Raw genomic sequence first — 22,205 nt, 5'->3', positions numbered from 1 at the left:
CGTGATGCCGGCCCCCACCCGCGGGGGCCGGCATTTCCATGCCTGCGGAGCCCGCGGCTGGGTTCGCCCGTCCAAAGCGCAGGTCGCCATCGGCGCGCCTCCCTCCCATACGCCGATGGCGGCCCCCACCGTGGCTTAGTGTGCGTTCCCTTGACGGAAAGAAACTTTCCAGATATTCGTGGCCCCTCGGAAGTTTCCTTCAGCGGTTCTCCTCTGGAAGGAGCGCACGTGCACGACACCAGCACGGGAAGCACGGGAAGCACGAAAGGCACGGGGAACACCGCACGGCCGTCCAGACGGACCGTCCTCGCCGCGACCGCGGGCGTCGCCGCCGCGCTGACCGTATCCACCACCGCCCACGCCGCCACCCCGAACGACAGCAAGCTCCGCGCCCTCATCTCCGGGATGACCCTGGAGGAGAAGGTCGGCCAGCTCTTCGTCATGCGGGTCTACGGCCACTCCGCCACCGCCCCCGACCAGGCCGACATCGACACCAACCTCAAGGAGATCGGCGTCCGCACCGCCGCCGAGCTGATCGCGAAGTACCGCGTCGGCGGCATCATCTACTTCGCCTGGGCGCACAACACCCGCGACCCGCACCAGATCGCCGACCTGTCCAACGGCATCCAGAAGGCCTCCCTGGACCAGCCGCGCGGCCTGCCGCTGCTCGTCGCCACCGACCAGGAGCACGGCATAGTGTGCAGGGTGGGCAAGCCGGCCACGCTGTTCCCCGGCGCCATGGCGATCGGCGCGGGCGGCAACCGGATCGACGCCCGCACACTCGGCCGTGTCTCCGGCACCGAGTTGCGCGCGATGGGCATCAACCAGGACTACTCGCCCGACGCCGACGTGAACGTCAACCCGGCCAACCCGGTCATCGGCGTACGGTCCTTCGGCGCCGACCCGGAGGCGGTGGCCGAGCTGATGGCCGCCGAGGTGAAGGGCTATCAGGCCTCCCGGGTCGCGGCGACCGCCAAGCACTTCCCGGGCCACGGCGACACCGCCGTCGACAGCCACACCGGCTTCCCTGTCATCACGCACAGCCGGGAGCTGTGGGAGAAGCTGGACGCGGTGCCCTTCCGGGCAGCGATCGAGGCGGGCATCGACTCGATCATGACCGCGCACATCCAGTTCCCGGCCCTCGACGACTCCGGCGACCCGGCCACCCTCTCCTCCCCGATCCTCACCGGCATCCTGCGCGGCGAACTCGGCTACGACGGGGTCGTCATCACCGACTCCCTCGGCATGGAGGGCGTCCGCACCAAGTACGGCGACGACCGGGTGCCGGTGCTCGCGCTGAAGGCCGGCGTCGACCAGCTGCTCAACCCGCCGTCCATCGACGTGGCGTGGCACGCCGTGCTGGGCGCCGTCCAGAACGGCGAGCTGACCGAGGCCCGGCTGGACGAATCGATCCTGCGCATCCTGCGGCTGAAGGCACGGCTCGGCCTCCTCGACCGGCCGTACGTCTCCCCGGCCGGCGTCGACCGGCTGGTGGGCACCGAGGCCCATCTGGCCGCCGCCGACCGGATCGCCGAGCGGACCACGACCCTGCTGGTCAACGAGGACGCCACCCTGCCGCTCGACCGCGGCGCCGAGCCCAGGATCCTCGTCGTCGGCGCCGACCCGGCCTCCCCGTCCGGCACCACCGGCCCGCCCACCGGCGTCCTGGCCGGCGCCCTGACCGAACTGGGCTTCACCGCCACCGCCCTGTCCACCGGCACCGCACCCTCCGCGGCGACCATCACCAAGGCGGTGACCGCCGCGCAGGACGCGGACGCGGTGGTCGTGGCGACGTACAACGTGACGGCGTCGAGCTCCCAGCGGACCCTGGTGCAGCAACTGCTCGCCACCGGGAAGACGGTGGTCGCCGTCGCCGTCAGAAACCCCTACGACGTGGCCCAGCTCCCGGCGGTGAAGGCCTACGTGGCGACCTACTCCTGGACCGACGTCGAACTGCGCGCCGCCGCCCGCGTCATCGCCGGCCAGGTGGCCCCGCACGGCAGGCTCCCGGTACCGGTCCAGCGGGCGGACGACCCGGCACAGGTGCTGTATCCGATCGGGCACGGTCTGACGTACTAGGGCCTGCGACCCCGGCAAGATCCGGAAGACAGAGGCCCTAGGCGCCGGTCCCGTCCCGGAGTTCGGGGGTGGTGGCGGCGACCGCCGCCACCGCCAGCGCGCACAGCAGACCCCCAGTGACCAGGGCCGTCGCGCCGGAGCTCCAGCCGGCGACCAGGCCGCCGCGGACGTTGCCGAGGCTGGGGCCGGCCTGGCCGACGATCTGCTCGGCCGCCGTGACCCGGCCGAGCAGGGCGTCGGGGGTACGGGTCTGCACGATCGTGGAGCGGGAGACGACCGAGAGGGCGTCCGCCGCCCCGGCCACGACCAGCAGGCCGAGCCCGGTCCAGGGATCGGACGCCAGCCCGAACAGCAGCAGGGCCACCCCCCACGTGCCGGAGGTGCACAGCATCACCGCGCCGGGCCGCCCCAGCCGGGTCAGCGCGCCGGACATCGCGGAGGCCGTGAGGCCGCCCACCGCCAGGGCGGACAGGAACAGCCCCAGGGTGCGCGGATCGTCGCCGAACCGCTCGGCGTTGACCAGCGGGAACAGGCTGACCGGGAAGGAGAGCACGGTGGCGGCGAGGTCGGTGATCAGCGCCCCGCGCACCACCCGGTGCCCGGCCAGGAACCGCAGCCCGTCCAGCACCCCGTGCAGCCCCGCCCGCGACGGCTCGCCCTCGGGCGGCAGCGCGGGCAGACCGAAGGCGCCGTAGAAGGCGAGCCCGAAGCTGAGGGCGTCCAGCAGATAGCAGGTGCCGACCCCCAGCCAGCCCAGCAGCACACCGGCCAGGGCGGGCCCGAGCAGCATCATCGCCTGACCGGTGATCTGGTTCAGGGCCAGCCCGGCCGCCACCTGGTCCTTGGGCAGCAGCCGCGGTACGAACACCCCGGCGGCCGGCGCGCCCAGCGCGCCGAAGGCCGACTGCACGGCGACCAGCGCGAGCACCGCCCCCACCGGGACATGCCCGGTGAAGCCCTGCACGGCGAGCAGCAGGGAGCAGACCGCCTGGCCCACCGTGGCCGTCAGGAACGTCCGGCGCCGGTCCGCCCGGTCCACCCACGCCCCCGCGAACAGCCCGAACACCACCAGCGGCAGCGCCTGCGCCAGCCCGACCGCGCCGGTCCAGGCGGTGCTGCGGGTCATGTCCCACACCTGATACATGACCGTCACCATGGTCATGAACCCGCCGAGCACGGACACGGTCCGCCCGATCAGCAGCCGCCGGAAGACGGGCGAGGTGCGCAGCGGCCGTACGTCGATCAGTGAGCGGGTGAGGCTCATGAGAGGGAACGCGGGAGTACGAGGGCGCGCGGCGCGGGCTGCTGAATCACCGGGGGAGGCTAACCGGCCCTCCGAGGCACCGCCAGCGAATTAGACCCCGCTAGGCCGCCTCGCCGAGCAGGCGTACGAGATGCTCGCGGCCCGCGTCCAGCAGGTCCGGGAGCGGGGCGGCGGAGTCGTACCAGCGCTTCTCGTACTCCCAGCACAGCCAGCCGTCCCAGCCGTGCCGGGAGAGCACGTCCACGCACTCGGTGAGCGGGAGGACACCCGCGCCGAGCGGGAGCGGGGTGGTGTCCTCTGCCGAGGCGATGTCCTTGACCTGGACGTAGCCGAGATGCGGGGCGAGGGCCGCGTAGCTCTCCGAGGGCTGCTCGCCGCCCAGCCAGGTGTGCATCACGTCCCACAGCGCGCCCACCTGACGGTGGCCGACCGGGCCGAGGACGCGGATCACGTCGGCGCCGGTGCGGTGCGAGTCGTGGGTCTCCAGCAGGATCCGCACGCCGAGCGCGGAGGCGTCCTCGGCGGCGACCCCCAGCCGCCGGGCGGCGAGGGCGTCGGACTCCGCGGAAGGACGGTCCGGGTCGGCGCCGGGGAACACCCGGACGAACGGGGCGCCCACGTCGTGCGCCAGCTGGAGCAGGCCGCGGATCTCGTTCAGGACGGGGGCGTCGTCGCCGGGCGCGGCGACCCGCGCGTATCCGGCGAGGCCGATCATCTCCACCCCCGCCCCCTTGAACAGGGCGGCCGTCTCGGCGCGCTCGGCGGGGGAGAGGCCCGGATGCACCGGTTCCTCGGGATGGGCGCGGAGTTCGACGCCGTGGTAGCCGTGCGCGGTCGCGAGCGCGAGAACCTCGGGGACGGGCAGGCCGGGGACACCGAGTGTGGAGAACGCCAGCTTCATGGCTTCGGACCCTACTCGCCGGGGGCCCGTTCCACCCCTCCTCCGGCCGGTCCGCGCGTCATTCGCTCGGTTGGCGCAGCTCCAGCCGCCAGTCCTGGCCCACCAGATCCTTGCCGAAGGACCGGTGCGGCTTCTCGGCGACGAGCACGAAGCCGTGCCGCTGGTAGATGCGGCGGGCGCTGCTGAGCACGTCGTTCGTCCACAGCACCAGATCGCGGTAGCCGACTTCGCGCGCGAACTCGACCACGGCCCGCACCAGCCGGTCACCGACACCGCGCCCGCGCGCGTCGGGCTCGACGAGCAGCAGCCGCAGCCGGGCGGTGCCGGGCACCTCGTCCCGGACACACATCACACACCCCGCCGGACGGCCGTCCGCCTCGGCGATCCACACCCGCTCCAGATGCGGATCGTGGTCCTCGGCGAAGTCGGCGACGATCCTCGCGACCAGCCCCTCGTAGTCGGCGTTCCAGCCGTACTCGGCCGCGTAGAGGGCGGCGTTGCGCTGCACGATCCAGCCGAGGTCCCCCGGACGCGGCTCGCGCAGTACGACCTCTCCGGCGCCCGACCCGGGAGCCTGCCGCTGTCCGTCCCCGTCCCCGTCCCCGTCCCCGAGGATGCCCCGGATGGTCCGCATCGCCTCCGCCAGCCGTGGCCGGTCCTCCGGGGCCACGGTGTCGAGCAGCGCACCGACCGTGTCCCGCGCCCGCTCGTCCAGCAGTCCGGCGGCCTCGCGCCCGGGGGCGGTGAGCGTGACGCTGCGCCGGCGCGGGTCGTTCTCCGAGGGCCCGCGCTCGATCAGCCCCGCCTCCTCGAACTTGTTCAGGATCCGGCTCAGATACCCCGCGTCGAGGTCGAGCCGCCCGCGCAGTTCGGCCGCGTCCAGCTGCTCGGCGTGCGCGAGCTCGTACAGCAGGCGGGACTCGGTGAGGGTGTAGGGCGCGTAGAGGTGGCGGCCGTAGTCGAGGGCGCCGATGAGGCGGGTGTAGAAGCGGTTGAAGGCGCGAACGTCCTGGACGGTCATGATCGCCTCCGGATGTTTGACTCAGTCAGAGATACCGTCCCCCGAGCCTAAGCCGGCCACCCGCCGCCGTCTACGCCTACGAGCTCCTGCCGTCCACGCCTACGCCTCCTGGACAGGCCGGAGCACGTTGACCTGCACCCCGGTCTTCCCGGTGTTCGACGACACCAGCTCCCAGGTCCGCTTCACCCCGTCCTCCGGGAAGATCGACTTGCCGCCGCCCAGCATCACCGGCATCACCACCAGCTGCAGCTCGTCCACGAGCCCCTCGGCCAGCAGCGCCCGCACCAGCGTGGGGCTGCCCATCATCGCGAGGTCCCCGCCCTCGGCCGCACGCAGCTCGCGCACCTTGCCGAACGCCTCGGCGACCGGCACGCGCACGCTGTTCTCCCAGGTCAGCCCGTCCTCGCCGAGGGTGTCGGAAATGACGTACTTCCGCAGGGAGTTGAGCCGGTCGGCGAAGGGGTCCCCGGCCCGCTCGGGCCACGCGGCCGCCATCGTCTCGTAGGTCCGGCGCCCGTACAGCAGCGCCTCGGCCTGCTCCAGCCCCGCGGCGAAGGCCCCGCCGACCACCTCGGGGTCGAAGAACGGGTGCGACCAACCCCCGTGCGCGAACCCGCCGTCGGTGTCCTCCTCGGGCCCGCCGGGCGCCTGCACCACTCCGTCGAGGCTGATGAACTCGGTGACGACGACACGCATGACGATGCTCCTCGCTGTCTGAACCATCCGGTACCGGCGGTACCCGTTGTGTACGCGGATGAAGACCGGCCCCGCTCCGAAAACTCATCGGCGCCCCATCTCATCGACGCCGAAAGGCAGCAAAAGACAGCTCAGGACGGCCGGGGCACCCCCGTCGACCCCCGCACCATCAACTCCCCGCGCACCGAGGCGATCCCCCCGGGCGGCGCCTCCTCCCGCCCCATGGCGATGCGGCCCGCGCGCGCCCCCGCCTCGGCGAGCGGCAGCCGTACCGTCGTCAGGGCGGGGACCGCGTCGATGCTGAAGGGGAGGTCGTCGAAGCCGGCGACCGAGACGTCCTCGGGTATGCGCAGGCCGGAGTCGCGCAGGGCCGCGCAGGCGCCGAGGGCGATGGAGTCGTTGGCGGCGACGACGGCCGTCAGGGCCGGGTCGCGGCGGAGGAGTTCCAGCGTGGCCTCGTAGCCGGATCGGCGGTCGTAGCGCCCGCACACCGTCCAGCGGTCGTCCTCCTCGATGCCGGCGGCCTCCAGCGCGGCGCGGTGGCCCTCCAGGCGGTGGCGGGTGGTCGTACGGTCCTGGGGGCCGGCGATGTAGCCGAGGCGGCGGTGGCCCAGGCCGGTCAGATGCTCGGTCAACTCCCGTGCCCCGCCCCGGTTGTCGAAGGCCAGGGCGACGGCGTCGGTGTCCGGCGCCGGCGGGCGCCCGCACAGCACCACCCGCGTCCCCGCCTCCGCCAGCTTCCGCAGCTTCGCCGCGACCTTCGCCGCGTGCGGCTCGTCCTCCACGGCCCCGCCGGTCAGCACCACGGCCGCGGCCCGCTGCCGCTGGAGCAGGGTCAGGTAGGTCAGCTCGCGCTCGGGCGAGCCGCCGGTGTTGCAGACGACGGCCAGGCGCTCGCCGCCCGCCCGGCCGCCCGGGCCCCCGATCTCGCCCTGGATCGCGCTCGCCATGATCCCGAAGAAGGGGTCGGCTATGTCGTTGACGAGGATGCCGACGAGGTCGGAGGTGGCCGCGGCGAGCGCGCTGGCGGGGCCGTTGAGGACGTAGTCCAGTTCGTCCACCGCCCGCAGCACCCGCTCACGGGTGGAGGCGGCCACCGGGTAGTTGCCGTTCAGTACGCGCGACACCGTCGCGGGGGAGACCTGGGCTCGGGCGGCCACGTCCGCCAGGGTCACCGTCATCTCGTCGTCCTCCGGTCGCGCTTCGGGCCGCGCGTCTCGTCCTCGTGTGGTTCGTCCACGTAGACAGGGCGTGCGCGGCCTCGGTTCCGTGCGGTGTCGAGCCGACCTTAAGGCCAACCACCCGGTTTGTTCGCCCCCTCGAACAACGGGGTGACCTTTCCGAAACCCGGCTCGAAGCTGTCCGGCCCTTGTCGGGGCCATGGGTCGGGCGCTAGCTTCGCAGGCGCAGAAAGCGCTTGCTGCACCAGCCTACGCGAGAGGACTGACGTGACACGCAAGACGGTGCGTATCGCCATGAACGGCGTGACCGGGCGCATGGGCCACCGCCAGCACCTCGTCCGCTCGATCCTCGCCCTGCGCGACCAGGGCGGCCTCGACCTCGGCGACGGCACCGTGCTGTGGCCCGAGCCCCTCCTGCTCGGCCGCCGTGAGCACGCCCTCCGGGAGATCGCCGAACGGCACGGCCTGGAACACTGGTCGACGGACCTGGACGCCGTCCTCGCCGACGACACGGTCGACATCTACTTCGACGCCCAGGTGACCTCCGCCCGCGAGGACGCGCTCCGGAAGGCGATCGCGGCCGGCAAGCACGTCTACACCGAGAAGCCCACCGCCACCGGCCTCGACGGCGCCCTCGAACTCGCGCGGCTGGCCCGGGAGAAGGGCGTCAAGCACGGCGTCGTCCAGGACAAGATCTTCCTCCCCGGCCTGCTCAAGCTGAAGCGGCTGATCGACGGCGGCTTCTTCGGCCGGATCCTGTCCGTCCGGGGGGAGTTCGGCTACTGGGTCTTCGAGGGCGACTGGCAGCCCGCCCAGCGCCCTTCCTGGAACTACCGCGCCGAGGACGGCGGCGGCATCGTCGTCGACATGTTCCCGCACTGGGAGTACGTGCTCCACGAGCTGTTCGGCCGCGTGACCTCCGTGCAGGCCCTGGCCACCACCCACCTCCCGCAGCGCTGGGACGAGCACGGCAAGCCCTACGACGCGACGGCGGACGACGCCGCCTACGGCGTCTTCGAGCTCGAAGGCGGCGCGATCGCCCAGATCAACTCCTCCTGGGCGGTGCGCGTCCACCGTGACGAACTGGTCGAGTTCCAGGTGGACGGGACGGAGGGATCGGCGGTCGCGGGTCTGCGGCGCTGCCGGGTCCAGCACCGCTCGGCCACCCCCAAGCCGGTCTGGAACCCCGACATCCCCGTCACCGAGGCCTTCCGCGACCAGTGGCAGGAGGTCCCGGACAACGGGGACTTCGACAACGGCTTCAAGGCCCAGTGGGAGCTGTTCCTCAAGCACGTCCACGCCGACGCCCCCTACCGCTGGGACCTCCTGGCCGGCGCCCGTGGTGTCCAGCTCGCCGAGCTGGGCCTGAGGTCCTCGGCCGAGGGACGCCGTATCGCCGTACCGGAGATCGCCCTGTGACCATCCGACTCCCCTCCGCCGACGGCACCTTGCGGACGTACGAACCCCGCCCCGATCCGCCGGCCGTTTCCCCCGGCGCCCCCTTCACCTCCCGTACGGTCTTCTCGGCGGCGCACGTCGTGGCCGACCCGTACGCCGATGTGTCCCCCGCCGATGCGTCCCCCGGCGCGCCCGCCGCCGTCGACTGGGACGCCACCCTCGCCTTCCGCCGCCACCTGTGGTCCCACGGGCTCGGCGTGGCCGAGGCGATGGACACCGCGCAGCGCGGGATGGGCCTGGACTGGGCGGTCGCGGCCGAGCTGATCCGGCGGAGCGCGGCGGAGGCCAGGGCGGTCGGCGGCCGGATCGCCTGCGGGGTGGGCACCGACCAGCTCACGGGCGGGACCCTCGCCGGGATCCGGGCGGCGTACGAGGAGCAGCTGACGGTCGTCGAGGAGGCGGGCGCCCAGCCGATCCTCATGGCGTCCAGGGCCCTCGCGGCCGCCGCGCACGGCCCCGAGGACTACCTGGAGCTCTACGGCCATCTCCTCCGCCAGTCCGCCGAGCCCGTGATCCTGCACTGGCTGGGCCCGATGTTCGACCCCGCGCTGGAGGGCTACTGGGGCTCAGCGGACCTGGACGCGGCCACCGAGACGTTCCTCCAGGTCGTCGCCGCGCACCCCGACAAGGTCGACGGCGTCAAGATCTCCCTCCTGGACGCCCGGCGCGAGATCGACCTCAGGCGGCGGCTGCCGCGCGGCGTCCGCTGCTACACCGGCGACGACTTCCACTACCCCGAGCTGATCGCGGGCGACGAACAGGGCTTCAGCCACGCCCTGCTCGGCATCTTCGACCCGCTGGGCCCGCTGGCGGCGGAGGCGGTACGGGTGCTGGACGCGGGTGACGGGGCGGGCTTCCGGGACCTGCTGGACCCGACCGTCCCCCTCTCCCGCCACCTCTTCGAGCCCCCCACCCGCTTCTACAAGACGGGAGTCGTCCTCCTCGCCTGGCTGGCCGGCCACCAGTCCCACTTCACGATGGTCGGCGGCCTCCAGTCGGCCCGCTCCCTCCCGCATCTCGCCCGCGCCTACGAACTCGCCGACGGCCTGGGCCTGTTCCCGGACCCGAAACTGGCCGAGGAACGCATGAAGAACCTTCTGTCGCTCCACGGGGTGGACCAGTGAACAATCCGGACCTCGCACGCTTCTCCATCAACCAGATGACGGTCAGGCAGCTGTCCCTCCCCGAACTTGTCATAGCCTGCGTGGAGTTGGGAGTCCGGGGAGTCGGCCTGTGGCGGGAACCCGTACAGGCCTACGGCGTGGAGGCGGCCGCCGGGCTCGTACGCGACGCGGGCCTCACCGTCACCACCCTGTGCCGGGGCGGCTTCCTCACGGCGACCGACCCCGTCGAGCGGGCCGAGGCACTCGGCGACAACCACGCGGCCATCGACGAGGCCGCCACGCTCGGCACCGACACCCTGGTCCTGGTCTCCGGCGGGCTCCCCATCGGCAGCAAGGACATGCACGGCGCTCGAGAGCGCATCGCCGACGCGCTGTCCGTCCTCGCCCCGTACGCCGCCGAGCGGGGCGTCCGCCTGGCCATCGAACCCCTCCACCCCATGTACGCCTCCGACCGCTGCGTGGTCTCCACCCTCGCCCAGGCCCTCGACCTCGCGGAACGCTTCCCCGCGCACCAGGTGGGCGTGGCCGTGGACACGTACCACGTCTGGTGGGACGACCGCGCCCCCGAGCAGATCGCCCGCGCGGGCGCGGCGGGCCGCATCCACACCTTCCAGCTCGCCGACTGGACCACCCCGCTCCCCGAGGGCGTCCTCACCGGCCGCGGCCAAGTCGGCGACGGCGCGATCGACCTGCGGCAATGGAAGGGGCACGTGGACGCCGCCGGCTACACCGGCCCGATCGAAGTCGAGCTGTTCAACGAGGAGTTGTGGGCCCGGGACGGCCGGGAGGTGCTGGCGGAAACGGCGGACCGTTTCCTCACACACGTGATCAAATAAGGGGTATGACCGACACGATCGCCTCGCTGGGCCCGCTGGAGCGGATCGACGGCCGCTGGGTGCTGGGGGATGCCCGGCGCCCGGACGGCTTCCGGGTGGAGTTCCGCGAGGACGGGCTGTACCAGCACGAGCGGAGCGGCGAGGGGCTGCTGATCCCCTGGTCCAGAATCATGCTGGGCGTGCGCCTCACGCTGGGCGCGAAGTACCCGCACAAGGGCCACGGGTTCGGGCTGCGCGACTGTTTGCCGGGTCCCTGGAAAGGCCATGGCAGCGGCTATCTGCACATGACCCTGCGCCACCCGTACGAGGACTTCATCCTCCGCTTCACCACCCACCCCCACCGCTACCGCGCCACCGACGTACTGCTGCTCGAGGCCCTGCTGACCCACGCCGTGCAGGAGGGCGAGGTCCACCGGCTCGCGGCCCAGGACCGGCTGAGCCGCATGGTCGCCCAGCTGGTCCCACTGAAAGCCCGGACACCCGGGGCCCTCAGCCGGGCGGTGGCAGGGGCGTGGGAGGCGGGGTGAGCCTGCCGCAGGTCGCCTGACGAGATGTCATCGACCGGTGGCCGTCAGGTAGCCGTTGTGTATTGACCCGTCCCCCGATGACGGGCGCGTGCGCGCCGCGGTGCATAGTTGGGCAGGTTCCGGCCGGGCCGGAGCATGACAACTATTACTCACAGGGGGACTGGCTTCATGCCATTCATACGCCGCCGCGGCGTCACGGCCGCTGTCGCCGTGATCGCCGCGGTCATGCTGACCGCCACGGCCTGCGGCAGCAACACGAACGACGGGGGCAAGGCGTCCGCCTCGTCGTCCGACCGGGCGAACCGGAAGGATCCGGGTGCCGACACCGGCCAGGGAGGCGGCGGGACCTCGATCGGCGGCTTCAAGCTGCCGGACGGCGTCCCCACCGAGCTCACCGGTGATGCGCTGCAGAAGTGGAAGGACGGCGGCTGGAAGGACTTCAGCAACTGGAAGTCCAAGGCCGAGGACTTCGCCAACCCGTACATCAAGGACTTCTGGACACCCGAGCGGCTGGCCGAGGCGAAGGCCAATATGCCGGCGGTCCCCGAGGCGAGCAGCATCAGCTCGGGCTCGGGCCGCACCACCAAGGTGTACGCGCCCGACGGCCTGGTGAAGCGGAAGGCGGCCACCCGGGTCGCGGCGACGTACCACCACTACGCGCCGCCCGTGGGCAAGCTGTTCTTCAGCTCGCCCCAGGGATCCATGGTGTGCTCCGCCGCGGTGGTCACCGACCCGGCGCATCCCGGCAAGTCCAACCTGGTGTGGACGGCCGGGCACTGCGTGCACGCGGGCAAGGGCGGCGGCTGGTACCGCAACATCGCCTTCATCCCGTCGTTCAACAACAGCGCCCGGTACGGCATCCAGCAGGCGACCCGCAACGCCCGCTCCTCGTCGGTCTCCCCGTACGGCATCTACTGGGCCGACTGGGCCACCACGTCCCAGGCGTGGATCAAGGGCGGCGCCCACCAGGCCACCGTGGCCTACGCGTACGACTACGCCGTGCTGCACGTCAAGCCGGAGAAGGGTCACAAGTCCCTTCAGGAGAGCCTCGGTTCGGCGCTCCCGGTGTGGTTCGGCGCGCCGGCGGCCAACAAGGCCAAGAACCTGAAGCTGCGCGGCTACCCCGCCGAGGCGCCCTACGACGGCTCGAAGATGTACGACTGCCGCGGCGCCACCAAGCGTCTCGTGCTCGGCTACAGCTACCCGAGCAAGTACCCGGCGCAGTACATGATGGGCTGCACGATGAACGGCGGCGCCTCCGGCGGCCCCTGGTTCACGACGCACAACGGCCGCACGTACCTGGTCTCCAACAACTCCCTGAGCGACCGCAGGACCTACGTCAGCGGCCCGCACCTCGGTGACAACGCCAAGCAGGTGTACCTGGCGACCAGCAGGAAGTTCAGGTAGAGCGGCCGGCCTCGGCGCGGGCCCTCCGCTCCCGGTCCCCGGTGCCGCCAGGCGCCGGGGACCGCGTCGTCGTCGCCGCCACTGCGAGGGCCACGGCGGGTCTTCACAAAGCGCCGACTTCCTTCGCCGTCGGGTACGACTCCTGCGCGCCCCGTTTCGTCACGGCAGCCGCGCCGACCCGGGCCGCGTAGGCCGCCGCGTCGGGCAGGGGCGTGCCCGTGCCGAGCTTCCAGGCCAGGGCGGCGGCGAAGGCGTCTCCCGCGCCGGTGGTGTCCACCGCGTCGACCTTCACCGACGGCACCCGCGTCACACCGGAGGTGGATTCGCACACCAGCGCCCCCTCCGCACCCAGCGTCACCACCACCGAGCGCGGGCCCTTGGCCAGCAGGAGCCGGGCCCAGTCCTCGGGGTCCTCGCTCACACAGGAGTCGCCGAGGATCACCCGGGCCTCGTGCTCGTTGACGATCAGCGGGTCGCACGCCGCGAGCACCTCGGTCGGCAGCGGGCGCGGCGGGGAGGGGTTGAGGACGAAGCGGCTGTCGGGCGCCAGATTCCGTACGACCTCCACGACCGACTCCAACGGGATCTCCAGCTGTGCGGACACCACCCGGGAGGCGAGGAACACGCTGACGGCCGCGCGGATGTCGGTGGGCGTGAGGTGTGCGTTGGCACCCGGCGACACCACGATGCTGTTGTCCCCCGAAGGGTCCACGGTGATCAGTGCCACGCCCGTCGCCGTCTCACCCACGAGCACCCCGACCGTGTCGACCCCGGCCGCGCGCAGGGAGTCGAGCAGCAGCCTGCCGTACGCGTCGTCGCCGACCCGGGCCACCAGCGCCGTACGGGCACCGAGCCGGGCGGCGGCGACCGCCTGGTTGGCACCCTTGCCGCCCGGGTGCACGGCCAGGTCGCTGCCGAGCACCGTCTCACCTGCGGCCGGCCGTCGCTCCACGTCGATCATCAGGTCGGCGTTGGCCGAACCCACGACCAAGAGGTCGTAGTCGAACATCACTGCACTGCGCTCCCGTCAGCCGGTCCCCAGACCGTAGCGGCTGCGGACTCAGGCCGTGGCCAACTCGCACCACACGTACTTGCCCCGGTTGCCGAACCTGGCGGAGGGCTGCCAGCCCCAGTATTCGGCGCAGGCCATCACGAGGCCCAGCCCTCGCCCCTCCTCCAGTTCCGTCGCTTGCTCCAACGGCCTTGGCGGATCCGGTGGTTCCGGGTCGGCGTCCCACGCCCCGATCCACACCATGCCCTCCGGCGACCGGCGCACCCTGAGCGCGGCGGGCCCCTTGGTGTGCCGTACGGCGTTCGAGACCAGCTCTGCGGCGAGCAGCTCCGCGGTGTCCACGAGTCCGATGAGCCCGTGCATGGTGAGGATCAGGCGCAGGGTGCGGCGACAGATGGTGACGGCTCTGAGGTCGTTGGGGATGTGGAGGGTGTAGTCCCAGGTTTCGGGCATGCGGCATCAACTCCGGTGAGGTGGGGTGGATTTCACGCACGGTGGCATCGCCGCATCCACGGTGCACTTCCGCTGCGTGTGCGGTACGTCACTGACGGTAGGGGTAACGTGTAAGCCGTGGCAAGCTGATCGTGCGGTCCGCCCCCCGAAAGAGGAGAAGCAACTCATGGTCCAGAGGCGCGAACCAACAGCACGTCAGTTGCGCCTGGGGGTCGAACTGCGCAGACTCCGCGAGGCGGCCGGACTCACGGCCGTCCAGTCGGCGGCGCTGCTCGGGGCGAACAGGGTTCAGATGAGCCACATCGAATCGGGGCTCACCGGAGTGAGTGAAGAGCGACTGCGCCGACTCGCGTCCCATTACGCCTGCACGGACACGGAGTTGATTGACGCCCTGATCGAGATCGCCACGGACCGGACACGCGGCTGGTGGGAGGAGTTCCGGGGTTCGCTGCCCAACTCGTTCCTGGACCTCGCCGAGCTGGAACACCATGCCTTGTTCTTGTACGAGGTGGCGATCCTGTACGTACCCGGCATGTTGCAGACCGAGGATTACGCCCGCGCGGTCTTCTCCTCCAGGGTGCCGGAACTCACCGCTGAGGAAACGGAGTTGCGCGTGCTCCACCGAATGAGGCGCCAGCAGAACACCGTTCCGTACGAGGCGGTGATCCATGAGGCGGCGCTGCGGATCAGGGTCAGCGACCGCACCGCGTCGAAGGAACAACTGGCCCGTCTTCTCGAACTTTCCGAAGCCGACCACGTCACCCTGCGTGTCATCCCCTTTGACCTGGACGGCTTCACCAGGGCCTCAAGCACCATGACGTATGTGGGCGGCGCCCTGCCGAAGCTGGACACGGTGGTGCGGGACGCGCCCCACGGCTCGGTCCTCATCGACTTTGAAGCTCAGCTCAATGCCTATCGAACGCGTTTCCGTAAGCTGGAGGCTGTTTCACTCGAACCGGACCGGTCTCGCGACTTCATCCACGGGCTGGCGAAGGAGCTGTGAGGTGCCCATGATCACCCCCGACAACTGGCGGAAGTCGTCGTACTCGGGTGAAGGCGACGGCAACGCTTGCGTGGAGATCGCCACCACCCCCACCCACATATCCCTCCGCGACTCCAAAGCCCCCGCCCGGGCCACCCTCACCTTCCCCGCGCCCGCCTTCACCGCCTTCCTGGAAGCCCTGAAGAAGGCGGAGCGGTAACCCACTGTCACACCCCGCCTGTACCGTCGGAGCATGGCTCAGCAGGCGGGGACCCAGACCGGCGAACGACGGCTCGCCGTGCTCGAAGGCGTGCTGGAACGGATCACGTACGCCAATGAGGAGAACGGCTACACGGTCGCCCGGGTCGACACCGGAAGAGGTGCCGGAGACCTCCTCACGGTCGTCGGCGCGCTGCTGGGTGCCCAGGTGGGGGAGTCCCTGCGCATGGAGGGGCGCTGGGGGTCCCATCCCCAGTACGGCAAGCAGTTCCACGTGGAGAACTACACGACCGTCCTGCCCGCCACCGTCCAGGGCATCCGGCGTTACCTGGGATCCGGGCTGGTCAAGGGCATCGGACCGGTCTTCGCCGACCGGATCACCCAGCACTTCGGCGTGGACACCCTCAGGATCATCGAGGAGGAGCCCAAGCGGCTCGTCGAGGTGCCGGGGCTCGGGCCCAAGCGGACGAAGAAGATCGCCGACGCCTGGGAGGAGCAGAAGGCGATCAAGGAGGTCATGCTCTTCCTGCAGACGGTGGAGGTGTCCACCTCCATCGCCGTGCGCATCTACAAGAAGTACGGGGACGCGTCCATCTCGGTCGTGAAGAACCAGCCGTACCGGCTCGCCGCCGACGTATGGGGCATCGGGTTCCTCACCGCGGACAAGATCGCCCAGAGCGTCGGGATCCCGCACGACAGTCCGCAGCGCGTGAAGGCGGGCCTGCAGTACGCGCTGTCGCAGTCCGCCGACCAGGGCCACTGCTTCCTGCCCGAGGAGCGGCTGATCGCCGACGCGGTCAAGCTGCTCCAGGTCGACACCGGGCTGGTCATCGAGTGCCTCGCCGAGCTGGCCGAGCCGGGGGAGGAGGGCGAGGAGCCAGGGGTCGTACGGGAGAAGGTGCCCGGGCCGGACGACGGCGGCGACGAGCCCGTCACCGCCGTCTACCTCATCCCCTTCCACCGCGCTGAGCTGTCCCTATCCGCCCAGCTGCTGCGCCTGCTGCGGACGGAGGAGGACCGGATGCCGGCGTTCCGGGACGTCGACTGGGGCAAGGCGCTCGGCTGGCTGAGATCCCGCACCGGTGCCGATCTCGCGCCCGAGCAGGAGGCCGCCGTACGGCTCGCGCTGACCGAGAAGGTGGCCGTGCTCACCGGCGGCCCCGGCTGCGGCAAGTCCTTCACGGTCCGCTCGATCGTGGAGCTGGCCCGGGCCAAGCAGGCCAAGGTGCTGCTCGCCGCGCCCACCGGGCGGGCGGCCAAGCGGCTGGCCGAGCTGACCGGCGCCGAGGCCTCCACCGTGCACCGGCTGCTGGAGCTGAAGCCCGGCGGCGACGCGGCCTACGACAGGGACCGCCCGCTGGATGCCGATCTGGTCGTGGTCGACGAGGCGTCCATGTTGGATCTGCTGCTTGCGAACAAGCTGGTCAAGGCGGTGCCGCCGGGCGCCCATCTCCTCTTCGTCGGGGATGTCGACCAGCTGCCCAGCGTCGGCGCGGGGGAGGTGCTCAGGGACCTGCTCGCGGACGGCGGCCCCATTCCCGCCGTCCGGCTCACCCGGGTGTTCCGGCAGGCCCAGCAGTCCGGTGTCGTCACCAACGCGCACCGCATCAACGCCGGGCAGCACCCGCTCACCGACGGCATGAAGGACTTCTTCCTCTTCGTCGAGGACGACACGGAGGAGGCGGGCCGGCTCACCGTGGACGTGGCCGCACGCCGGATTCCGGCCAGGTTCGGGCTCGACCCGCGCCGGGACGTGCAGGTGCTCGCGCCGATGCACCGCGGCCCGGCCGGTGCCGGCACCCTCAACGGACTGCTTCAGCAGGCCATCACGCCCGGCCGGCCCGACCTGCCGGAGAAGCGGTTCGGCGGCCGGGTCTTCCGTGTCGGCGACAAGGTCACCCAGATTCGCAACAATTACGAGAAGGGGAAGAACGGTGTCTTCAACGGCACCGTGGGCGTGGTCACCTCGCTCGACCCGGTCGACCAGCGCCTGACGGTGCTGACGGACGAGGACGAGGAGGTTCCGTACGAATTCGACGAACTGGACGAACTGGCCCACGCTTACGCGGTGACGATCCACCGCTCGCAGGGAAGTGAATATCCAGCGGTGGTGATTCCCGTCACCACGGGAGCATGGATGATGCTCCAGCGGAACCTGCTGTACACGGCGGTCACCCGGGCCAGACGACTGGTCGTCCTCGTCGGTTCACGCAAAGCGATCGGGCAGGCGGTACGCACGGTGTCGGCCGGACGCCGGTGCACGGCCCTCGACTTCAGGCTCGCGGGCCGCTGACCAGCCGCTGGCCGCGGGCGTCACCCCTGCCTCATAAAAAATGATCGATCAAATGAGTCATGAAGGTCACAGAGCACTTCCAGATACCCCCGTAAGGGGGCAGGATGAGCAGGTTGGCGGCACTGAGTGCCGCCGATGAGCCCAATGGTCGACCCCGAGTGCACTCTCCTGAGCCAAATGGGGGATGGTAGAGACAGTCAGGGCACCTCGAAGATGAGGCACTACGTCGGTGAGGGAAGACGTGAGCGACAACTCTGTAGTACTGCGGTACGGCGACGGCGAGTACACCTACCCGGTGGTCGACAGCACCGTCGGCGACAAGGGCTTCGACATCGGGAAGCTCCGCGCCCAGACCGGTCTGGTGACTCTGGACAGCGGTTACGGCAACACGGCCGCCTATAAATCCGCCATCACCTACCTCGACGGCGAGGCGGGCATCCTCCGCTACCGCGGCTACCCGATCGAGCAGCTGGCCGAGCGCTCCACCTTCCTGGAGGTGGCCTACCTGCTGATCAACGGTGAGCTGCCGACCGTCGACGAGCTGACGACGTTCAAGAACGACATCACGCAGCACACCCTGCTGCATGAGGACGTCAAGAACTTCTACAAGGGCTTCCCGCGCGACGCCCACCCGATGGCCATGCTGTCGTCGGTGGTCTCGGCGCTGTCCACCTTCTACCAGGACAGCCACAACCCGTTCGACGAGAAGCAGCGCAACCTCTCGACGATCCGTCTGCTCGCCAAGCTTCCGACGATCGCCGCCTACGCGTACAAGAAGTCGATCGGTCACCCGTTCGTCTACCCGCGCAACGACCTCGGCTACGTCGAGAACTTCCTCCGCATGACCTTCTCGGTCCCGGCGCAGGAGTACGAGCTGGACCCGGTCGTCGTCTCCGCGCTCGACAAGCTGCTGATCCTGCACGCGGACCACGAGCAGAACTGTTCGACGTCGACGGTCCGCCTGGTCGGCTCGTCGCAGGCGAACATGTTCGCGTCGATCTCCGCCGGCATCTCCGCCCTCTGGGGCCCCCTGCACGGCGGCGCCAACCAGTCCGTCCTGGAGATGCTGGAGGGCATCCAGGCGACCGGCGGTGACGTCGACTCCTTCATCCGCAAGGTGAAGAACAAGGAGGACGGCGTCCGCCTGATGGGCTTCGGCCACCGGGTCTACAAGAGCTTCGACCCGCGCGCCAAGATCATCAAGGCCGCCGCGCACGACGTCCTCTCCGCCCTCGGCAAGTCCGACGATCTGCTGGACATCGCGCTGAAGCTGGAGGAGCACGCGCTCTCCGACGACTACTTCGTCTCGCGCAACCTCTACCCGAACGTCGACTTCTACACGGGCCTGATCTACCGGGCCATGGGCTTCCCGACCGAGATGTTCACGGTCCTGTTCGCCCTCGGCCGGCTGCCGGGCTGGATCGCCCAGTGGCACGAGATGATCAAGGAGCCGGGTTCCCGTATCGGGCGTCCGCGCCAGATCTACACGGGTGTCGTGGAGCGCGACTTCGTGCCGGTCGAGGAGCGCTGAGCGCACTGAGCGCGAGGGCCTGCCCACTGGGCAGGCCCTGAATGCCGGGCAGGCAGTAGCAGGCAGAGCCCTGAACGCCGAGCAGGCAGCAGTAGGCAAAGACAGAAGGCGCCCTGAGTCGCCAGTCCCCCCACGGGCCGACGACCAGGGCGCCTTCCCATGTCCCGGTACGGATTCCCCCCACGGGATCCGGCCGGGCGCTCGGAGAGGACAGCGCCTGAATTCGCTGTCTGAGCACGACGGACCGTGCCCGCCGTGCTCCAGTGATGCGGTGCGATCTGCCGGGACAGCGCACGCTGGGAGGGCCGCTCAAAGCTTCCCGGTGTACGTGTCCCGGCAACGCATCTCTGAGGAAGTCCCCCAAGACATCCCCAGATGCCAGTCAGCGCCCCCCAAGACGCTGGGCTGACATCGCCAACTTAGACCTTCGAACCCCTTCGATGGTTACGTTCGCATCACTGTGATCTGCGTCTCTTGCATATGTCCCTTAAGTGCGCAAGAGCCCCGATACACCGATCGAGCCCCAAGCGTAAGGATGATGCGCGAGCCTTGTGAAGAGCTTATGTGAGGCTCGCGTCCGACTCTAGAGGGACTCTTACTTCAACGCGGGCGAACCCCCGGTAACCCCGGGCGACTTCAGCGGAAGCGGCGCAGCCGCAGGCTGTTGGTCACCACGAACACCGAGGAGAAGGCCATCGCCGCGCCCGCGATCATCGGGTTCAGCAGGCCCGCCGCGGCCAGCGGCAGCGCGGCCACGTTGTAGCCGAACGCCCACACCAGGTTGCCCTTGATGGTGGCGAGGGTGCGCCGGGAGAGCCGTATCGCGTCACCGGCCACCCGCAGGTCCCCGCGCACCAGCGTCAGGTCGCTCGCCTCGATCGCCGCGTCCGTGCCGGTGCCCATGGCCAGGCCCAGGTCGGCGGTGGCGAGCGCGGCCGCGTCGTTGACGCCGTCGCCGACCATGGCCACGGTCCGCCCCTCGTCCCGCAGTCGTCGTACGACGTCCACCTTGTCCTCGGGGAGCACCTCGGCGATCACCTCGTCGATGCCGACGGCCCGCGCGACCGCCTCGGCGACCGTCCGGTTGTCCCCGGTCAGCAGGACCGGCGTGAGCCCCAGCGCGCGCAGCTCGCGCACGGCCTCGGCGCTGGTCTCCTTGACCGCGTCGGCCACCGCGAGGACCCCGCGGGCCGTGCCGTCCCAGCCGACCACGACGGCCGTACGGCCCTCCTGCTCGGCCCGGGTGCGGGCGGCGGCCAGTTCCTCGGGCAGGCCCTCGTAGAGCCGGCCGACGGCCACCTCGTGGCCCTCCACGCGCCCGCGAACGCCCCGCCCGGGAACGTTCTCGAAGTCCTCGACGGGCGGCAGGGTCCCGGCGCGCTCCTCGGCGCCCGTGGCGATGGCCCGGGCGACGGGGTGCTCGGAGGCGTGCTCCAGGGCGCCGGCGAGGCGCAGCAGCTCCTTCTCGTCCTCGCCGTCGGCGACGTACACGTCCTGGAGGGTCATCCGGCCGGTGGTGACGGTGCCGGTCTTGTCCAGGACGACGGTGTCGACGCGGCGCGTGGACTCCAGCACCTCGGGGCCCTTGATCAGGATGCCGAGCTGGGCGCCCCGGCCGGTGCCGACCATCAGCGCGGTCGGCGTGGCGAGGCCCAGCGCACAGGGGCAGGCGATGATCAGGACGGCGACGGCGGCCGTGAACGCGGCGACGCTGTCCCCGGTGGCGCCGAGCCAGACGCCGAAGGTGGCGGTCGCGATGAGGATGACGACGGGCACGAAGACGGCGGAGATCCGGTCGGCGAGCCGCTGCACCTCGGCCTTGCCGTTCTGCGCGTCCTCCACCAGCCTCGCCATCCGGGCGAGCTGGGTGTCCGCGCCGACCCGGGTCGCCTCGACGACCAGCCGCCCGCCGGCGTTCACGGTGGCGCCGGTGACCTGGGTGCCGGGACCGACGTCCACCGGCACCGACTCGCCGGTCAGCATGGACGCGTCCACCGCGGAGACGCCCTCGACCACGGTCCCGTCGGTGGCGATCTTCTCGCCGGGCCGTACGACGAACCGGTCGCCGACCGCCAGCGAGGCCACCGGCACCCGCACCTCGCGCTCCGCCCGCAGCACGGCGACGTCCTTGGCACCCAGTTCCATCAGGGCGCGCAGGGCCGCGCCCGCGCGGCGCTTGGAGCGGGCCTCCAGATAGCGGCCGAGGAGGATCAGCGCGACCACTCCGGCAGCGACCTCCAGGTAGATGGTGGAGGCGCCGTCCGCGCGGGAGACGGTGAACCGGAAGGCGTGGCGCATGCCGGGCATGCCCGCGTCACCGAAGAACAGGGCCCACAGCGACCAGCCGAACGCGGCCAGCGTGCCGACCGACACCAGCGTGTCCATGGTGGCGGCGCCGTGCCGGGCGTTGGTCCAGGCGGCGCGGTGGAAGGGCCATCCGCCCCAGACGACGACGGGCGCGGCGAGGGTGAGCGAGAGCCACTGCCAGTTGTCGAACTGGAGCGCGGGAATCATGGCGAGCAGCACGACGGGGGCCGCGAGCAGGGCGGAGACGAGCAGGCGGTGGCGCAGGGCGGCGAGTTCGGGGTCCGGCCCGGGCGTGTCCGGGCCGGCCTCGGGTTCGGGCCGCGGCGGCGCGGGTTCCTCGGCGGTGTAGCCGGTCTTCACCACGGTGGCGATCAGGTCGGCGACCTGGACGCCCTCGGGGTAGCTGACCTTCGCCTTCTCCGTCGCGAAGTTCACGGTCGCGCTCACGCCGTCCATGCGGTTGAGCTTCTTCTCGACCCGGGCGGCGCAGGAGGCGCAGGTCATGCCGCCGATGACCAGCTCGACCTCGGAGGTCGTACCGGTCGTACCCGCGGTTATGGGCGTCTCTGCGGTGGTGCTGGTCATGTCCGGACTCCAGACATCGGACCGGACCGCACGGATCCAGTATCAGCTGGTCGGCGCGGCCCGGTCGGGGAAGAGGGTGCGTGCTTCTCAGGCCTGGCCGGTCAGCTCGTAGCCCGCCTCGTCGACGGCGGCGCGGACGGCCTCGCCGTCGAGCGGGGCCGCGGAGACGACGGTCACCTCACCGGTCGACGCGACGGCCTTCACCGAGCTGACGCCGGGGATCTGGGAGATCTCGGCGGAGACGGAGCCCTCGCAGTGGCCGCAGCTCATGCCGCTCACCTTGTAGACGGTGGTGACGGAGCCCGGGGTGTCGGTCTGGGCGCTCATGT

The 22,205-nt window shown here is 71.0% G+C and carries 19 protein-coding genes; 10 read left to right on the top strand and 9 right to left on the bottom strand.

Annotation, left to right across the window (positions count from 1 at the left end; all coding sequences use genetic code 11):
- The first annotated feature begins 228 nt into the window (after positions 1-228).
- The gene (locus tag ABZ865_RS27320; RefSeq protein WP_361235633.1) at positions 229-2,079 is read left to right on the top strand and encodes a glycoside hydrolase family 3 protein; all 1,851 of its coding nucleotides are present in this window, start codon (positions 229-231) and stop codon (positions 2,077-2,079) included.
- A gap of 37 nt (positions 2,080-2,116) precedes the next feature.
- Here the strand turns inward: ABZ865_RS27320 and ABZ865_RS27315 are convergent, their stop codons facing one another.
- From ABZ865_RS27315 to ABZ865_RS27295, 5 genes are all read right to left on the bottom strand, one after another.
- Entirely contained in the window at positions 2,117-3,343 is a 1,227-nt protein-coding gene (locus tag ABZ865_RS27315; protein WP_361235630.1) for an MFS transporter, read from the bottom strand.
- Positions 3,344-3,443: 100 nt separating this feature from the next.
- Entirely contained in the window at positions 3,444-4,244 is an 801-nt protein-coding gene (locus ABZ865_RS27310; protein ID WP_361235627.1) for a sugar phosphate isomerase/epimerase family protein, read from the bottom strand.
- A 58-nt stretch (positions 4,245-4,302) separates the two neighbouring features.
- Complete coding sequence (locus ABZ865_RS27305) at positions 4,303-5,265, bottom strand: bifunctional helix-turn-helix transcriptional regulator/GNAT family N-acetyltransferase (protein WP_361235624.1); 963 nt, start codon at positions 5,263-5,265, stop codon at positions 4,303-4,305.
- Positions 5,266-5,364: 99 nt separating this feature from the next.
- The gene (locus tag ABZ865_RS27300) at positions 5,365-5,961 is read right to left on the bottom strand and encodes a dihydrofolate reductase family protein (RefSeq protein ID WP_361235621.1); all 597 of its coding nucleotides are present in this window, start codon (positions 5,959-5,961) and stop codon (positions 5,365-5,367) included.
- A 131-nt stretch (positions 5,962-6,092) separates the two neighbouring features.
- Complete coding sequence (locus tag ABZ865_RS27295; RefSeq protein WP_361235618.1) at positions 6,093-7,142, bottom strand: LacI family DNA-binding transcriptional regulator; 1,050 nt, start codon at positions 7,140-7,142, stop codon at positions 6,093-6,095.
- A gap of 267 nt (positions 7,143-7,409) precedes the next feature.
- Here ABZ865_RS27295 and ABZ865_RS27290 point away from each other — a divergent pair, with 267 nt between their 5' ends.
- The 5 genes from ABZ865_RS27290 to ABZ865_RS27270 all read left to right on the top strand — a co-directional run bounded on the left by ABZ865_RS27290 (position 7,410) and on the right by ABZ865_RS27270 (position 12,494).
- A complete protein-coding gene (locus ABZ865_RS27290) occupies positions 7,410-8,561 on the top strand; it encodes a Gfo/Idh/MocA family oxidoreductase (RefSeq protein WP_361235615.1) in 1,152 nt (383 codons plus the stop codon).
- On the top strand, positions 8,558-9,724 hold the full coding sequence (locus tag ABZ865_RS27285) for a dihydrodipicolinate synthase family protein (protein ID WP_361235611.1): 1,167 nt from the start codon (positions 8,558-8,560) through the stop codon (positions 9,722-9,724). The genes ABZ865_RS27290 and ABZ865_RS27285 overlap by 4 nt, the downstream gene beginning before the upstream one ends.
- Positions 9,721-10,560: a sugar phosphate isomerase/epimerase family protein gene (locus ABZ865_RS27280; RefSeq protein ID WP_361235608.1), complete on the top strand. Its 840-nt coding sequence runs from the start codon at positions 9,721-9,723 to the stop codon at positions 10,558-10,560. The genes ABZ865_RS27285 and ABZ865_RS27280 overlap by 4 nt, the downstream gene beginning before the upstream one ends.
- Positions 10,561-10,565: 5 nt before the next feature.
- On the top strand, positions 10,566-11,087 hold the full coding sequence (locus tag ABZ865_RS27275) for a hypothetical protein (protein WP_361235605.1): 522 nt from the start codon (positions 10,566-10,568) through the stop codon (positions 11,085-11,087).
- Positions 11,088-11,255: 168 nt separating this feature from the next.
- Entirely contained in the window at positions 11,256-12,494 is a 1,239-nt protein-coding gene (locus ABZ865_RS27270) for a hypothetical protein (protein WP_361235602.1), read from the top strand.
- A 103-nt stretch (positions 12,495-12,597) separates the two neighbouring features.
- On the opposite strand, the gene ABZ865_RS27265 is transcribed toward ABZ865_RS27270, so the two are convergent.
- Together ABZ865_RS27265 and ABZ865_RS27260 are read right to left on the bottom strand one after the other, a co-directional pair.
- A complete protein-coding gene (locus ABZ865_RS27265) occupies positions 12,598-13,503 on the bottom strand; it encodes a ribokinase (RefSeq protein WP_361235599.1) in 906 nt (301 codons plus the stop codon).
- Between the two features lie 51 nt (positions 13,504-13,554).
- Entirely contained in the window at positions 13,555-13,959 is a 405-nt protein-coding gene (locus tag ABZ865_RS27260) for an ATP-binding protein (protein WP_361235596.1), read from the bottom strand.
- A gap of 166 nt (positions 13,960-14,125) precedes the next feature.
- Here ABZ865_RS27260 and ABZ865_RS27255 point away from each other — a divergent pair, with 166 nt between their 5' ends.
- The 4 genes from ABZ865_RS27255 (at position 14,126) to ABZ865_RS27240 (ending at position 18,984) form a co-directional block, all read left to right on the top strand.
- Positions 14,126-14,962, top strand: coding sequence for a helix-turn-helix transcriptional regulator (locus ABZ865_RS27255; RefSeq protein ID WP_361235593.1), 837 nt, complete (start codon positions 14,126-14,128; stop codon positions 14,960-14,962).
- 7 nt (positions 14,963-14,969) lie between these two features.
- Positions 14,970-15,161: a DUF397 domain-containing protein gene (locus ABZ865_RS27250; protein ID WP_361236342.1), complete on the top strand. Its 192-nt coding sequence runs from the start codon at positions 14,970-14,972 to the stop codon at positions 15,159-15,161.
- Positions 15,162-15,194: 33 nt separating this feature from the next.
- Entirely contained in the window at positions 15,195-17,453 is a 2,259-nt protein-coding gene (locus tag ABZ865_RS27245) for an ATP-dependent RecD-like DNA helicase (protein ID WP_361235590.1), read from the top strand.
- A 241-nt stretch (positions 17,454-17,694) separates the two neighbouring features.
- Positions 17,695-18,984: a citrate synthase gene (locus ABZ865_RS27240; protein WP_361235587.1), complete on the top strand. Its 1,290-nt coding sequence runs from the start codon at positions 17,695-17,697 to the stop codon at positions 18,982-18,984.
- Between the two features lie 636 nt (positions 18,985-19,620).
- Here ABZ865_RS27240 and ABZ865_RS27235 read toward each other — a convergent pair.
- Entirely contained in the window at positions 19,621-21,876 is a 2,256-nt protein-coding gene (locus tag ABZ865_RS27235; protein ID WP_361235584.1) for a heavy metal translocating P-type ATPase, read from the bottom strand.
- Positions 21,877-21,963: 87 nt separating this feature from the next.
- On the bottom strand, positions 21,964-22,203 hold the full coding sequence (locus ABZ865_RS27230) for a heavy-metal-associated domain-containing protein (RefSeq protein ID WP_361235581.1): 240 nt from the start codon (positions 22,201-22,203) through the stop codon (positions 21,964-21,966).
- Between the last annotated feature and the right edge of the window lie 2 nt (positions 22,204-22,205).

It is taken from the genome of Streptomyces sp. NPDC047085, from assembly GCF_040643735.1.
In the GTDB taxonomy this organism is placed as follows: Bacteria; Actinomycetota; Actinomycetes; order Streptomycetales; family Streptomycetaceae; genus Streptomyces.
Note: the sequence above shows the minus strand (reverse complement) of the source record. Positions and strands in the feature narration are given on the sequence as shown.

Excerpts from the sequence above, each read along its gene's own strand:
- ABZ865_RS27300 (WP_361235621.1), bottom strand. The coding sequence starts at position 5,961 with ATGCGTGTCGTCGTCACCGAGTTCATCAGCCTCGACGGAGTGGTGCAG.
- ABZ865_RS27275 (WP_361235605.1), top strand. The coding sequence starts at position 10,566 with ATGACCGACACGATCGCCTCGCTGGGCCCGCTGGAGCGGATCGACGGC.
- ABZ865_RS27310 (WP_361235627.1), bottom strand. The coding sequence starts at position 4,244 with ATGAAGCTGGCGTTCTCCACACTCGGTGTCCCCGGCCTGCCCGTCCCC.
- ABZ865_RS27260 (WP_361235596.1), bottom strand. The coding sequence starts at position 13,959 with ATGCCCGAAACCTGGGACTACACCCTCCACATCCCCAACGACCTCAGA.
- ABZ865_RS27230 (WP_361235581.1), bottom strand. The coding sequence starts at position 22,203 with ATGAGCGCCCAGACCGACACCCCGGGCTCCGTCACCACCGTCTACAAG.
- ABZ865_RS27265 (WP_361235599.1), bottom strand. The coding sequence starts at position 13,503 with ATGTTCGACTACGACCTCTTGGTCGTGGGTTCGGCCAACGCCGACCTG.
- ABZ865_RS27315 (WP_361235630.1), bottom strand. The coding sequence starts at position 3,343 with ATGAGCCTCACCCGCTCACTGATCGACGTACGGCCGCTGCGCACCTCG.
- ABZ865_RS27270 (WP_361235602.1), top strand. The coding sequence starts at position 11,256 with ATGCCATTCATACGCCGCCGCGGCGTCACGGCCGCTGTCGCCGTGATC.
- ABZ865_RS27305 (WP_361235624.1), bottom strand. The coding sequence starts at position 5,265 with ATGACCGTCCAGGACGTTCGCGCCTTCAACCGCTTCTACACCCGCCTC.
- ABZ865_RS27245 (WP_361235590.1), top strand. The coding sequence starts at position 15,195 with ATGGCTCAGCAGGCGGGGACCCAGACCGGCGAACGACGGCTCGCCGTG.
- ABZ865_RS27255 (WP_361235593.1), top strand. The coding sequence starts at position 14,126 with ATGGTCCAGAGGCGCGAACCAACAGCACGTCAGTTGCGCCTGGGGGTC.
- ABZ865_RS27250 (WP_361236342.1), top strand. The coding sequence starts at position 14,970 with ATGATCACCCCCGACAACTGGCGGAAGTCGTCGTACTCGGGTGAAGGC.
- ABZ865_RS27235 (WP_361235584.1), bottom strand. The coding sequence starts at position 21,876 with ATGACCAGCACCACCGCAGAGACGCCCATAACCGCGGGTACGACCGGT.
- ABZ865_RS27295 (WP_361235618.1), bottom strand. The coding sequence starts at position 7,142 with ATGACGGTGACCCTGGCGGACGTGGCCGCCCGAGCCCAGGTCTCCCCC.